The following is a 14114-nucleotide window of genomic DNA, read 5'->3' as shown; positions in this document are numbered from 1 at the left end:
TATCGATCCTTACTCAACAGGTTCGATACCACCACAAGTAGCTGGAAAGGATTTAATTATCTCGCTTTTATGGCTATTGCACTAAAAAAATTCTATAAACCTCAAAAGTTTAGATGACCTCTATATATGAAATATCCCTGGCATCTTTATTTAATGGGAATTATGTATACCATTGCGGGTATAAATCATTTTATAAAGCCAAAAATATACGTAAAAATAATGCCGCCATACATTCCTGCCCATCTTAGTATGGTTTATTTAAGCGGAATAGCAGAAATTATACTGGGCATAGCTGTTTGCTTTTCTGTAACAAAAAATTATGCGATATATGGGATTATTGCCATGCTTTTGGTCTTTTTTAGTGTTCATTTTTATATGCTTTCTTCTCCTGAAGCCGGAGCCGGTTTACCTAAGTGGATTCTAATTTTACGTATTCCGCTACAGTTTTTGTTAATTTGGTGGGCATGGTATTATTTGAAATATTAATATGAAAGAAGAATTTAATCTTCCACAAGCACATTTAATTTACGATCCTGATTTTTTAGAACCCGATTTTGCCAAAAATCTTTTTCTAGAACTTTATACCCAGACCTCCTGGATCCAGGAACCGATTAAAATCTTTGGGAAAGAAATGATGCAACCACGTTTAACACATCTTTTTGGTGAAAGATCCTATTCCTACTCCAACATCAAAATGAATCCCGCACCTTTTCCTAAAAGTCTCCATCAACTAAAAAATAAGCTCGAAAATTCCACAAAATCAACATTTAATGTTTGTCTGGCTAATTTATATCGCGATGGGCAGGATAGCATGGGCTGGCATAGCGATGATGAAAAAGAATTAGGTGAAAATCCCGTAATTGCTTCCATAAGTTTAGGCGCAGAACGTATGTTTCATCTTCAGCATAAAACAAAAAAAGAGCTAAAACAAAAATTTGTCTTAGCTCCCGGTAGTTTATTAATGATGACAGGAGAAACGCAGCATTTTTGGAAACATCAGCTTCCAAAAACAAAAAAGAAGGTTGCTCCAAGGATCAATCTTACCTTTAGGCAAATTATAGATTAATTATAAATCTCATTTAAGATTTTTGCCAGGCGGATGCCTCCTTTTTGTAATTGTTGCCTTACAGTAGGGAACCACTCGTACATGTATTTATAGCCAAGATCATTATCTTTTTCTACAGATTTATAAAGTTTCTCTGCTAAATTTCTACTTTCATAAACCCAATCCAATAAATCGCCATCCTTAATGGCTTTTACCTGAAGTTTACTTAATTCATCCCTATTTTCAGCAAGCTCAGTATAACTCATCTCGTAAGAATCGATCATCTTACTATCCCAAACACTATGGATATTGGTTTTCTTTCCAAACCATTTTACATCTACCCGATTTCCACCCAAATCTGACGCGTGACCTACATGAAAAGGCTGATGCAAATCTCCAACAAAATGAACCAACATTTTTAAATGAAACTGCTTATCCTCTCTGCTGGAGTTTTTATCTTCTAAAACAGCTATACATTTTCTGATCCCTGTTACCAAATCACCATCTTCACTAGCGTTTTCAGGATCATATTCGGTGGCCTCAGGAGCTATATTTACATAATGCCATGGGCTATACTTTCTATATGCAGGATCACTTTTTATATCGTCACCATGATTGGCTACAAATGCCAAACTATGGCCATTTAGTAATTTATCAATAGCTTTTTGGGCTCTTCTAGAAAGGTGCGCCTGTGCAATTTCACCAGTAGTCCTATGCCCTGTTTTTCCCCATTCTTCTTCTTTTGCAAAATTTATTTGACTTATAAATAGTGCCACAACTACAATCAATATTCTTTTCATTCCAGATCAATTTTAGCGCAAATATAACCAAGCTTAGGTAATTTAAATGTTAAACATCGATGGCCTTTATTTTTAATTTAATACATTTATGATATCATTTTAATATCAATTAAAAATAATTAACCATGACACAGGAAAAAACTTCATCACCCTCAAATGGGTATTTTATACTATTCTTTTTTATTGTTTTATTCTTCGGAAGCATTTTTGGGCTTATAGCATTAAAAATCGCTTGGTTTATTCTTGGAATTTTACTGGCCCTTTTTCTTGCCCCGGGTTTTATCCTGGTAAACCCTAATGAATCTCGCGTACTCCTTTTATTTGGGGACTATCGTGGAACCGTAAAGAAAAACGGACTCTTTTGGACGAATCCTTTTTACACTAAAAAGAAAATTTCTTTACGCGCCAGAAACTTTGATAGTGAACGATTAAAAGTGAACGATAAATTGGGAAATCCTGTGATGATAAGTACCATTTTAGTTTGGCGTGTTCGGGATACGTACAAAGCTTCTTTTGATGTTGATAATTTTGAAAATTTTGTGATTGTGCAAACCGATGCCGCCGTTAGAAAACTGGCAAGTATGTATCCTTATGATAATTTTGCTGATGAAGGTTTAGATGAAGATATTACGCTTAGAAGTAGTATGAATGAGGTAAGTGATGCCCTTGAAAAAGAACTGGAAGAACGTCTGGAAATCGCAGGGATTGAAGTTTTAGAAGCACGTATTGGGTATTTAGCCTATGCCAATGAAATTGCAAGCGCGATGCTAAAAAGACAACAGGCAACGGCTATTGTTGCCGCACGTCATAAAATTGTAGAAGGTGCCGTAAGTATGGTAGAAATGGCTTTGGACGAATTAGGCAAAAAAGAAATCGTCCATTTAGATGAAGAACGCCGCGCGGCTATGGTGAGCAATCTAATGGTGATTCTTTGTGGTGATAAAGATGCCTCTCCTGTTGTTAATGCCGGGACACTTAATCATTAATAATGAGAGTATTTAAAGAAGAACAACAATTTACACAATGGTGGGTTATTGCAATCTGCCTAATTGCTGGAATTAGTATTCTTTTAAATTTAGCAAGGCTTCAGGATCTTTCAGAAAATATTCCGACAGGTAAATTAGTGAGCTCCAGCCTAGGTTTAATTGTATGTGCTGGAATCTTTTTTGTAAAAATGCATACCAAAATCGACAAATCTGGGATTCAGGTTTGGTTTAGCCCATTTAAGTTTACTAAAAAATCACTTCATTGGGAAGAACTGGAAACTGTTCATACCAGAAAATACCGTCCGGTTAGTGAATTTGGAGGTTGGGGAGTTAGGGTTTTCCGGCAGCATAAAGCTTATAATGTTAAAGGTGATCAAGGCATTCAGTTAAAAACGAAAGAAGGCAAATTCTTTTTAATCGGCACTCAGCAACCACATAAAGTAGATCGCATCATTAATCGATATTTTAATAATTCAGAAGAATGAAAAAACTTGCTTTCATAGTATCAATTTTCAGTATTAATTTTTGTTTCGCTCAGTTTAAAGATAAAGATTTAGCGCTCAATAAATATGTTCACGGAACTTTATGTCTTCCTAATGTACAAACAGATGTCGCAGCACTAATTATTCCTGGATCCGGCCCGGCCGATCGTGACGGTAACAGTCCTGCCTTTAACAACCATTGTTTAGAAATGCTGGCGCATGGTTTAGCAAAAAATAACATTGCCAGTTTTAGGTACGATAGAAGGCTCTTAAGATTACAGGAGCTGCAATTAACCCAAGCCGACCTTTCGTTCGATGATTTTATTGAAGATGCTATTACTGCTACAAATTATTTAAAAGATTCGCTAAATTATAAAAAGGTGGTGATTATTGGCCATAGCCAGGGCTCTTTAGTGGGAATGATCGCAGCTAAAAATCGTGCTTCAGCATTTATTTCCCTTGCCGGGCCGGCAGATAAAATAAGCGAAAAAATCGCAGCACAACTTAGTAAAAAATCACCGGAGCTGGAGGAAACTACAAGAGCAAAATTTAAGGAACTTCAGGAGACCGATACCATAAAACAAATAGAACCCTTTTTAACAGGCATATTTAGGCCATCTTTACTTCAATTTTTAAAAACCTGGGATCAATACGATCCTAAAGAAGAAATCAAAAAACTGGATATTCCCATTTTAATTGTAACCGGAACTAAAGATGTGCAAATAAGCCCTAAAGATGCCGAAGAATTAAAAGCTGTGGTAAGTGATGCCGAATTATTACTTTTGGAGAACATGACCCATATTTTAAAATCTGAAGTGGAAAAAAGGAAGAATGAAGAGGGAGAATTAGTTTTGCATCCAGAGTTGGTTCCTGCGTTAACAAAATTCATTCAGGAATTATAGAATATGAGCAAGAAAAAAGCATTTGCATTACGGGTAGATGAAGACATGCTAAAAGCTGTTGAGAAATGGGCTTCAGATGAATTTCGAAGTACCAATGGGCAGATCGAGTGGATGCTTAGCAAATGTTTAAAAGAGGCTAGCAGACATCCTAAAAATAAAAACAAAGAAAACTAATGAAGTATAAAATTGTCTTTTCAGACATCGACGGCACCCTTTTAAATAAAGAAAGAGAACTTTCCCCACTTACCATTAAAACAATAAAAGAAGTAAAAAAGCAGGTTCCTGTAGTACTAATTTCGGCAAGAATGCCACAGGCTATGTATCACTTGCAGGAAGAACTGGATATTAGGGAATTACCCATAATCGCTTATAATGGCGGACTGGTTTTAGTGAACGACCAACCCATTAGCTCTGTAGAAATCCCTATGGATAAGCTAAAAGCAATCCATAATTTTAATACTGAAAAAGATTTAAATGTTCATCTAAGTTTATATCACCATAATGAATGGTATGTTCCTAAAATTGATTTTTGGGCGGAGCGTGAAGAAAACAATACCAAAGTGGCACCACAGGTAAAACCAAATGCTGAAGTGATTGAAAAATGGACTATAGAACATAAAGCACCACATAAAATTATGGCGATGGGCGACAAAGAAAAAATAGATAAAATCAGTGAGTTTTTATCTGAAAACTACAGCGAAGATTTACACTTTTACCGGTCTAATAAAAACTATCTTGAAATCGCCAACAAAGAAATTTCAAAATTCTCTGCAATTCAATATTTGCTCGAATATCACTTTAAAATTTCTACAGAAGAGACGATCGCTTTTGGAGACAATTATAATGATATCGAAATGGTTGGTGGTGTAGGAATGGGTATTGCCGTTTCTAACGCCCGCCAAGAAGTAAAAGATGTGGCTATCCAAATTACCGGTCATGGCAAAGAAGATGGTGTTGCGCAAAGTCTTCAGAAATTATTTTCATTATAAATCCCAAAACAAACTAAAATTAGGCAGGTAGAATATAATTTGTATTTTGCCTGCAAATCTGATTTTCATGGAAGATATGCCGGTTTTTACAAACGATGCAGTCGTTTTTGGATTGCTAATGATTTCTCTGGGCTTTGTTTTTTATACCTCATCAATCAAAACGGGATTTTGGGCCAAATTCTATAAAATTGTCCCCGGTGTTTTAATGTGCTACCTTATACCGGCTATTTTAAATTCCCTAGGCTTAATAGATGTTTCGGTTTCTAACCTCTATTTTGTAGCCAGTAGGTATTTGCTACCTGCTTCGCTAGTTTTAATGACCTTAAGTATCGATTTAAAAGCAATTTTCAATTTAGGGCCAAAAGCGCTAATTATGTTTTTTGCGGCTACCGTCGGCATTGTCATTGGCGGACCAATCGCAATTTTACTCATTTCTATTTTTTCTCCAGATACCGTTGGCGGTGCAGGATTTGATGCTACCTGGCGTGGTTTATCTACGCTGGCCGGCAGTTGGATTGGCGGTGGTGCGAACCAGGCAGCCATGTTAGAAATTTACCAGTATAATCCCGAAAAATATGGCGGGATGGTATTGGTCGATATTGTGGTGGCGAACCTTTGGATGGCTATTGTTCTTTTAGGGGTTGGAAAAAGCGACCGTATCGATAAATGGCTTCAGGCAGATAATTCGGCCATAACCCAATTAAAAGATAAAGTTTCAGCCTATTCAGAAAGTGTAAAACGTATTCCCACTTTACCCGATTTTATCATTATACTTGCTTTGGCGTTTGGTGCCGTAGGAATTGCGCATTTTGGTGCTGATGAAATTTCGAGTTTTCTGGTAAGTACTTTTGATGTTTTTCAGGATAAGAAAAGTTCTCTCGCTTCATTTTCATCAGAGTTTTTCTGGATGATCACCATTGCTACTGCCATTGGGATTGGGCTTTCTTTTACAAAATTCAAGCAATATGAAGGTGCCGGAGCCAGTAAAATAGGGAGTATTTTTATTTACATTTTGGTAGCTACCATAGGAATGAAAATGGATTTGGGTGCTGTATTCGATAATCCGGGCTTAATAGCAATTGGCCTGGTATGGATGGCCATCCATGTTATTATTTTACTAGTAACCGCTAAATTGATAAAAGCACCTTATTTTTTCCTTGCGGTGGGAAGCCAGGCAAACGTGGGTGGTGCCGCATCGGCTCCGGTGGTTGCAGCAGCTTTTCATCCTTCATTAGCCACTGTTGGTGTATTGTTAGCGGTATTTGGTTATGTGGTAGGAACCTACGGTGCAATATTGTGTACTATCTTAATGCAACTTGCTTCGGGAAGCTAAGTAAACTAATAGAGAAATTTTCAGAAAAAGTAAACTTCAGCATTGCTAAATATCAACATTAAAAAATTCTAATTTTAAATATTCAAATTTGATTAAAAAAATAGAAAATTATAAGATATTTGCGCTGCTTAAAAACCAATACGATACAATGAAAAAAATTAGCTTACTTTTACTTACAGTTCTTTCTATTATTGCCTGTTCGCAAAAAGAAACTAACCTTAAGGTTTCGGGGAACATTAAAGGACTTAAAAAAGGTACGCTTTATCTTCAGATGATAGAAGATACTTCTTTGGTAAACGTAGATTCTGTAAAGATCAACGGTGATTCTAATTTCCTTTTGCAGGCAAATATCGATAGCCCGCAGATGATGTATCTATATTTAAATAAAGTTGATAATTCTGAATTTGATGATCGTCTGGATTTTTTTGCAGATGAAGGCGAAACAAAAATCACTACTTCTTTAGAAAAGTTTGAGACCGATGCCAAAATAACCGGCTCAAAAAACCAGGAGAAATTAATGGAATATCGTAAAATGATGAGTCGTTTTAATGATAGTAACCTTGATATTATTAAACAAAACTTTGAAGCGCAAAAAGCAGAAGACGAAGAAAAACTACTTGAATTGGACGATCGTTACGAGCGCCTTTTAAAAAGAAAATATCTTTATACCGTAAACTTTGCCATAAACAACAAAGACTTGGAACTAGCACCTTATTTAGCATTATCTGAAGTGTTTGATGCCAATATTAAATATCTGGATACCATTTACAATTCTTTAGAAAAGAACGTACAGAAATCGAAATATGGTAAGCAACTAAAAAGCTTTCTTAAAGAACGAAGAAAAGAGGAGAAGTTAGAAGAAAAAATAGAAGCCGATAACGAAGAAACTAATTCTTAATTTTTCAATTAAACATAAACTTAAAGCCGCATTTAGCGGCTTTTTTTTGACCTATAATCTAATGATTATCAACTTTAACCTTTAAGAGATCCTTAGTACAGCATCACGATCCTTTTCTTTAATTTTGGGAAAAAGGTGTACATGACTGCAAAACCAAATCCCAAAGAAAAATACGATTTAATATGTATAGGCGGGGGTATTATGAGTGCTACTTTAGCACTAATGACCAAAATTATCGATCCCAATGCCAACATTATTATTTTTGAACGTCTTAAAAAAGTAGCTCAGGAAAGTACAGAAGCCTGGAACAACTCCGGCACAGGACATTCCGCTTTTTGCGAACTCAATTATACCCCGCAACAAAAAGACGGCAGTATCGATATTTCCAAAGCCCAACAAATATTTCAGCAATACGAACAATCTAAGCAATTCTGGTCGTATTTATTAGAAAAAAAGATGCTAAAAACGCCTAAAAGCTTTATCCATTCCTTACCTCATCATAGTTGGGTAACCGGGCAGGATAACGTGGACTTTCTTAAAAAAAGACATGCTGAAATGACCAAAAGCTTTATGTTTTCAGCAATGAAATTTTCTGAAAAGCCCGAAGAACTCGAAAAATGGTTTCCGTTAATCATGAAAGATCGCAATCCAAAAGAACCTATGGCCGCAACCAGAATGGAATTGGGAACAGGAGTTAATTTTGGGAATTTAACCGAACAATTTTTTAGAATTCTGGAAGAGGAATTTAAAGTTCCTGTGTTGTTAGATCATGAAGTTCTGGATATCGACCCTGATGGTAAAAATGACTGGCTTGTAGAAGTAAAATATAACAAAACAGGTTATAAAACCTATTACGATAGTGAGCATGTTTTTATTGGTGCAGGCGGTGGCGCCCTTCCCCTACTCCAAAAAGTAGAAATTGAAGAAAAAGAAGGCTATGGCGGTTTCCCGGTTAGTGGGCAATGGTTATTTTGTAAGAATCAAGAAGTTATAGAGAAACATCATGCCAAGGTTTACAGCAAAGCCGGCCCTGATGCACCACCTATGTCTACTCCGCATCTGGATAGTCGTTTTATTAATGGGAAAAAGCAATTATTATTTGGCCCTTTTGCAGGTTTTAGCACAAAATTTTTAAAAGAAGGCTCTTATCTGGACTTACCTAAATCCTTAAGGTTTGATAACATTCCATCAATGTGGGGTGTATTTTGGCATAACATTCCGCTTACCAAGTATTTGTTGGAACAGATTAAAATGGATCACGAAGATCGCATGAACGAGCTAAGAACATTCGTGAAAGATGCAAAATCCAACGAATGGGAACTAAAAGTGGCCGGGCAACGTGTACAGATCATCAAAAAAGATGAAGAACAAGGCGGAACGCTTGAATTTGGGACCGATGTTGTTCATTCTAAAGACGGTAAGATTACGGCACTTCTAGGTGCGTCGCCTGGTGCGTCAACCGCGGTTCACATTATGATCGATGTTTTAAAAATCGCATTTCCGGAGAAATTAAAAGAACCAACCATAAGCGCAAAACTGGATGAAATGATCCCTTTTTGGAACCGAAAAATTACCGAAGAAAATAAAGAGGAATTTAAAGAAATTCAGCAAAAAACATCGGAGTTATTGGAGCTGGATGTATTGCATTAAATAGATGTGAGATGTGAGTATTTAGATATTAGACTTAGAATTTCTAATCTTACACTCGTAAAGTATATAAAAACAAAAAACTCCTTAGATCTCACAACCTAAGGAGTTTTTTATTGAGAGCCGATGGAGGGACTCGAACCCACGACCTGCTGATTACAAATCAGCTGCTCTAGCCAGCTGAGCTACATCGGCATTACTCTTTGTATTAAAGAGCGTTTACTTTTTCAATAAGCTTTTGAGCTTTCGCTTCCAGTTCTTTTTCTATTGCTTTAAAATGCTGAGATTTATTCTCTACATCTTTCTGATTGATCTTAACGATTAATTCGTCAAAATCTGCAATAGCTTCGTCAACTATAGCTTCTGTCTTCGCTTTATCCTCTTCTGGATTCGCTTCCTGGTGAATGTATGCAGCTTCGATGATGTCACCAAATACATTATTCACATCTCTCTTCAATAATCTTTTACTTGCCATAGTTTATAATTTCGGCTGCGAATTTAAATCATTTTCTGAATATAAAAACATTTTTTCAGAAAAATTTTTCATCGCTCCTACTTTTTTATTCTCCTTTATAGGTCACAAAGTTTCTAGGAGTTTCGTATAGTGTTACCTGTAAATCCAGATTCTCTCTTAACTTGTCACGCAACTTTTTCCAGATTACCACTGCAATATTTTCTGCCGTTGGATTTAGGCTTTTAAATTCTTCAACCTCAACATTCAGGTTTTTATGATCAAAAGGCGTTTCTACTTCGGTATAAATCAAATCTTTTAAACGCTTAAGGTCCATAACGAAACCCGTTTCAGGATCTACCTCGCCAGTTACCGATACGGTAAGCTCATAATTATGCCCATGATAATTTGGGTTACTGCATTTCCCAAAAACCTCAAAATTTTTCTCGTCGCTCCACTCTTTTTTAAAAAGTCGGTGTGCAGCATTAAAATGAGCTTTTCTATGTACAGTTAACCGCATTACGAAATATGATTATAATATTTATCGAATATGATCTTAAACCACTCGGTATACACCTCTGGATTCCTTTTCATATCTTCCTTCACTTGTTCTAAACTCACCCATTTCCATGCATTCACTTCCTCTGGATTAGGCTTTGGATCTTCATCATATTGCCCTACCAGAATGTGATCGTATTCATGCTCAGTCAATCCATTTTCAAAAGGAGCTTTATAAATAAATGAAATCGTATCTTTTAAATCTGTAGTAAACCCCATTTCTTCCAATAATCGGCGTTTACCGGCTTCTACATTCGTTTCCCCTTCCCGTTGATGGCTACAGCAGGTGTTGGTCCACAATCCGGGCGTATGATACTTGGTAAGCGCACGCTGTTGCAGCATAAGCTCCCCTTTTTTATTAAATACAAAAACCGAAAATGCACGATGTAGCAATGCTTTTTCGTGTGCTTCAATTTTTTCCATCAAGCCAATTTGCTCGTCTTGTTCGTTCACTAATATTACCTGATCTGTTCCCATCATAAAATTTAGAGCTCCAAATGTACAAAATCGTACTTATCTTAAAAACGTATGTTTTTACAGCCAAAATTCAATATTAGTCAATCAGCTTTAAATAGAACCTACAACGCATGTTTAAAATTCCTTAAAATAATAGTATTTTTGCGCCTCAAATATCGGTAGATGAAAACTTTTCAGAAAGAATTACGACGTAGAAGAACATTTGGTATCATTTCTCACCCAGATGCGGGTAAGACCACATTGACTGAAAAACTCCTTCTTTTCGGGGGTGCAATTCAGGAAGCAGGGGCCGTAAAATCAAACAAGATTAAGAAAGGAGCAACCAGTGACTTTATGGAAATCGAGCGCCAGCGTGGGATTTCTGTAGCAACTTCGGTTTTGGCGTTCGAGTATAAGGATATTAAAATCAACATTCTGGATACGCCGGGTCACAAAGATTTCGCTGAAGATACTTTTAGAACCTTAACCGCAGTTGATAGTGTGATTGTAGTGATCGACGTGGCAAAAGGGGTTGAGGAACAGACAGAGAAACTCGTAGAAGTTTGCCGTATGCGTAATATCCCAATGATTGTTTTTATCAATAAACTGGATCGTGAAGGGAAAGATGCCTTTGAACTTTTAGATGAAATTGAACAGAAATTAAATCTTAAGGTAACTCCGCTTTCTTACCCAATTGGAATGGGATACGATTTTAAAGGAATCTACAATATTTGGGAGAAAAACGTAAACCTTTTTACTGGTGACCCAAGAAAAGATATTGAAGATACTGTTGAAATTTCTGATCTAAGTTCTTCGGAATTAGATGATCTTATAGGCAATAAAGCCGCTGATACTCTTAGAGATGAGTTAGAACTTGCCCAAGGTGTTTATCCCGAATTTGATAATAACGCTTATCTGGAAGGCCGTTTACAACCCGTATTTTTTGGTTCGGCGTTAAATAATTTTGGCGTACGAGAGCTCTTAGATTGTTTTATCGAAATCGCTCCGCCACCAAGACCAAAAGAAAGTGATACCCGTGTTGTAGAACCTGCCGAAGATAAATTTACTGGTTTTGTTTTTAAAATCCATGCCAATATGGATCCTAAACACCGTGACCGACTTGCTTTTGTGAAAATAGTTTCGGGAAAATTTGAAAGAAATAAGAATTACCTGCACGTTCGTCACAACAAAAACCTGAAATTCTCTAGCCCCAACGCTTTTTTTGCTGAAAAGAAAGAAATTGTAGACACCTCTTATGCCGGCGATATCGTGGGACTTCACGACACCGGGAATTTTAAAATTGGAGATACCCTTACGGAAGGTGAAACTTTAAATTACCGCGGAATCCCAAGTTTCTCACCAGAGCATTTTAGATATATCAACAACGCCGATCCTATGAAATCTAAGCAATTAGAAAAAGGTATAGACCAGTTGATGGACGAAGGTGTAGCTCAGCTATTTACTTTAGAGTTTAACGGTCGTAAAGTTATAGGAACGGTAGGAGCGCTACAGTTTGAAGTGATTCAATATCGTTTGGAGCACGAATATGGTGCTAAGTGTACTTACGAAAACCTGAATGTCTTTAAAGCTACCTGGGTAGAAGCTGAAGATGAAAAAAGCGAGGAATTTAAAGATTTCAAACGGGTAAAAGCGAAATTCTTGGCAAAAGACAAGCAGGGACAATTGGTATTTTTAGCTGATTCTCAGTTCTCATTACAAATGACGCAACAAAAATATCCATCAATTAAGTTTCATTTTACTTCGGAATTTTAAGCATCACTGATGTTTTTTTCCCTTCGGGATTTATACTTAATTAAATTGATTATCCGGTATTAGTAATAATTGTGATTTTGTCATTCCGTTCCGATAGCTATCGGAATTATCCGAAATCTCATATAGATTTTAAAAAACAGCACTTTAAGGATGAGACCCCTGAATCAAGCCCGCCTGCCGGACGGGCAGGTTCAGGGTGACTTCACCTATTATTAGTCTTTCGGATATTCGAAAAAAATCAAATTGAATATGTACGAAACTTAGCCAGAAACAATTAAGAATAGCTGTTTATTTACTATATTTTCGACATAAAGCTGAATTATGGAAAATATCGACAATTTTGTCGCTGATTTTGCCTCTGCGGTTTGGGGATTACCTTTAGTAATTCTTCTTATTGGGGGCGGTATATTTTTATTGATCTATTCTAAATTTCTTCCTTTTCGATATTTGGGTCATTCTATAGACCTTTTAAGGGGAAAATACGATGATCCCAATGATCCTGGAGAAATTAGTCATTTTCAGGCTTTAGCTACAGCCTTAAGCAGTACCGTGGGAATGGGCAATATTGCCGGTGTTGCGGTAGCGATTGCTGTTGGTGGCCCTGGCGCCGTTTTTTGGCTTTGGGTGAGTGCCATTGTAGGAATGGGAACTAAATTTTTCACCAATACCCTGGCGGTAATGTATCGCGGTAAAGATACTGAAGGGAAAATTCAGGGTGGTGTGATGTATTTTATAGTGGAAGGCTTAGGCCGAAATTGGAAATTTCTGGCTATACTTTTTAGTGTAGCGGGGTTGATTGGAGCACTACCTGTTTTTAATGTAAATCAACTTACCAAAGCTATCAATTCAATTTTATTGGAACCCAATGGCATTGCCACGGGAAACGTCTCTAACTTTTCTATCGGTGTCGTTTTAACCATCATTACGTCTATTGTAGTATTAGGTGGTTTATACCGAATAAGCCGTACGGTTTCCAAATTGGTTCCGGCAATGGTTGTCCTGTACTTTCTATCGGTAGTAGCAATTTTAGCTATTAATTTTGAACAACTTCCGAAGTATCTTTCTTTAATTTTCACCGATGCATTCGCTGCAAATAACTACAAAGGAGATCCGCTTTTTGGCGGACTTTTAGGTGGATTAATTCTACTGGGAATTCGTCGAGGGGCATTTTCTAACGAGGCCGGTATTGGGACTGCTACGATGGCGCATGGTGCCAGCAAAACCTCGCAGCCTATTCGCGAAGGATTGGTAGCAATGCTTGGGCCTGCTATCGATACGTTGGTGGTTTGTACCCTTACCGCACTTACCATTTTGGTTACCGGTGTTTGGCAAACCAGTGAAGCCAGCGGAGTTGCCTTAACGGCTAAAGCTTTTGGAGATTCTATCCCGGTATTTGGGCCTTATTTATTGCTAATTTGCATCGCTGCTTTTAGTATTTCGTCGCTGTTTTCTTATTCTTATTATGGCACCAAATGCCTTTCATTCTTAATTGGGGCAAAGTACAAACACTGGTATAATTATTTTTACATTATCAGTATTATGCTTGGCGCAACTACTGATCAAAGCATTATTCTGAATTTAATTGATGGATTCTTTGCGCTTATGGCGATACCCACCATGATCTCCACTCTAATATTGGCTCCTAGAGTAATGAAACAGGCTAAATTATACTTTGAGGTCATCTAAACTTTTGAGGTTTATAGAATTTTTTTAGTGCAATAGCCATAAAAGCGAGATAATTAAATCCTTTCCAGCTACTTGTGGTGGTATCGAACCTGTTGAGTAAGGATCGAT

General features: G+C 36.9%; 16 protein-coding genes, 1 tRNA gene and 2 pseudogenes. 13 read left to right on the top strand and 6 right to left on the bottom strand.

The genetic code is table 11. The annotated features are described in order from the left end of the window. The 3 genes and pseudogenes from L1967_RS21220 to L1967_RS21210 form a co-directional block, all read left to right on the top strand. Positions 1-117: pseudogene (locus L1967_RS21220) on the top strand (IS5 family transposase); the annotation flags it as partial. Positions 118-126: 9 nt separating this feature from the next. Then, on the top strand, positions 127-486 hold the full coding sequence (locus L1967_RS21215; RefSeq protein WP_249603501.1) for a DoxX family protein: 360 nt from the start codon (positions 127-129) through the stop codon (positions 484-486). Between the two features lies 1 nt (position 487). Continuing rightward, on the top strand, positions 488-1066 hold the full coding sequence (locus L1967_RS21210) for an alpha-ketoglutarate-dependent dioxygenase AlkB family protein (RefSeq protein WP_249603500.1): 579 nt from the start codon (positions 488-490) through the stop codon (positions 1064-1066). Here the strand turns inward: L1967_RS21210 and L1967_RS21205 are convergent. Then, a complete protein-coding gene (locus tag L1967_RS21205) occupies positions 1063-1845 on the bottom strand; it encodes a S1/P1 nuclease (protein WP_249603499.1) in 783 nt (260 codons plus the stop codon). The two genes, L1967_RS21210 and L1967_RS21205, sit on opposite strands and share 4 nt — an antisense overlap. Before the next feature lie 125 nt (positions 1846-1970). Here L1967_RS21205 and L1967_RS21200 point away from each other — a divergent pair, with 125 nt between their 5' ends. The 8 genes from L1967_RS21200 (at position 1971) to mqo (ending at position 9085) form a co-directional block, all read left to right on the top strand. Next, positions 1971-2831: an SPFH domain-containing protein gene (locus L1967_RS21200; RefSeq protein WP_249603498.1), complete on the top strand. Its 861-nt coding sequence runs from the start codon at positions 1971-1973 to the stop codon at positions 2829-2831. Between the two features lie 2 nt (positions 2832-2833). Continuing rightward, positions 2834-3316, top strand: coding sequence for a hypothetical protein (locus L1967_RS21195; RefSeq protein ID WP_249603497.1), 483 nt, complete (start codon positions 2834-2836; stop codon positions 3314-3316). Further along, entirely contained in the window at positions 3313-4215 is a 903-nt protein-coding gene (locus L1967_RS21190; protein WP_249603496.1) for an alpha/beta fold hydrolase, read from the top strand. The genes L1967_RS21195 and L1967_RS21190 overlap by 4 nt, the downstream gene beginning before the upstream one ends. A 3-nt stretch (positions 4216-4218) precedes the next feature. Next, the gene (locus L1967_RS21185; RefSeq protein WP_013070673.1) at positions 4219-4389 is read left to right on the top strand and encodes a type II toxin-antitoxin system antitoxin; all 171 of its coding nucleotides are present in this window, start codon (positions 4219-4221) and stop codon (positions 4387-4389) included. Then, positions 4389-5204, top strand: coding sequence for an HAD family hydrolase (locus tag L1967_RS21180; RefSeq protein ID WP_249603495.1), 816 nt, complete (start codon positions 4389-4391; stop codon positions 5202-5204). The genes L1967_RS21185 and L1967_RS21180 overlap by 1 nt, the downstream gene beginning before the upstream one ends. A 67-nt stretch (positions 5205-5271) precedes the next feature. Continuing rightward, entirely contained in the window at positions 5272-6537 is a 1266-nt protein-coding gene (locus L1967_RS21175) for a DUF819 family protein (protein WP_249603494.1), read from the top strand. A gap of 148 nt (positions 6538-6685) precedes the next feature. Beyond that, entirely contained in the window at positions 6686-7435 is a 750-nt protein-coding gene (locus tag L1967_RS21170; protein ID WP_249603493.1) for a DUF4369 domain-containing protein, read from the top strand. Between the two features lie 141 nt (positions 7436-7576). After that, positions 7577-9085: a malate dehydrogenase (quinone) gene (gene mqo / locus L1967_RS21165; RefSeq protein WP_249603492.1), complete on the top strand. Its 1509-nt coding sequence runs from the start codon at positions 7577-7579 to the stop codon at positions 9083-9085. A gap of 118 nt (positions 9086-9203) precedes the next feature. Here mqo and L1967_RS21160 read toward each other — a convergent pair. The 4 genes from L1967_RS21160 to idi form a co-directional block, all read right to left on the bottom strand. After that, a tRNA-Thr gene (locus L1967_RS21160) sits at positions 9204-9277 on the bottom strand. A gap of 13 nt (positions 9278-9290) precedes the next feature. Further along, a complete protein-coding gene (locus tag L1967_RS21155) occupies positions 9291-9557 on the bottom strand; it encodes a hypothetical protein (protein WP_249603491.1) in 267 nt (88 codons plus the stop codon). Positions 9558-9642: 85 nt separating this feature from the next. Then, the gene (locus L1967_RS21150; RefSeq protein WP_249603490.1) at positions 9643-10053 is read right to left on the bottom strand and encodes a 6-pyruvoyl trahydropterin synthase family protein; all 411 of its coding nucleotides are present in this window, start codon (positions 10051-10053) and stop codon (positions 9643-9645) included. Continuing rightward, complete coding sequence (gene idi, locus L1967_RS21145; protein ID WP_249603502.1) at positions 10053-10568, bottom strand: isopentenyl-diphosphate Delta-isomerase; 516 nt, start codon at positions 10566-10568, stop codon at positions 10053-10055. Before idi ends, L1967_RS21150 begins: the two co-directional genes overlap by 1 nt. Before the next feature lie 162 nt (positions 10569-10730). Here idi and L1967_RS21140 point away from each other — a divergent pair, with 162 nt between their 5' ends. Then, positions 10731-12320, top strand: a complete 1590-nt coding sequence (locus L1967_RS21140; protein WP_249603489.1) for a peptide chain release factor 3 — start codon at positions 10731-10733, stop codon at positions 12318-12320. Positions 12321-12641: 321 nt separating this feature from the next. Then, positions 12642-14006 (top strand): alanine/glycine:cation symporter family protein, encoded by a 1365-nt coding sequence (locus L1967_RS21135; protein ID WP_249603488.1) that lies wholly within the window; start codon positions 12642-12644, stop codon positions 14004-14006. Here the strand turns inward: L1967_RS21135 and L1967_RS21130 are convergent. After that, positions 13999-14114: pseudogene (locus L1967_RS21130) on the bottom strand (IS5 family transposase); the annotation flags it as partial. The gene L1967_RS21135 and the pseudogene L1967_RS21130 overlap by 8 nt on opposite strands.

This window comes from Zunongwangia pacifica (assembly GCF_023499215.1).
Classification (GTDB): Bacteria; Bacteroidota; Bacteroidia; order Flavobacteriales; family Flavobacteriaceae; genus Zunongwangia; species Zunongwangia pacifica.
Note: the sequence above shows the minus strand (reverse complement) of the source record. Positions and strands in the feature narration are given on the sequence as shown.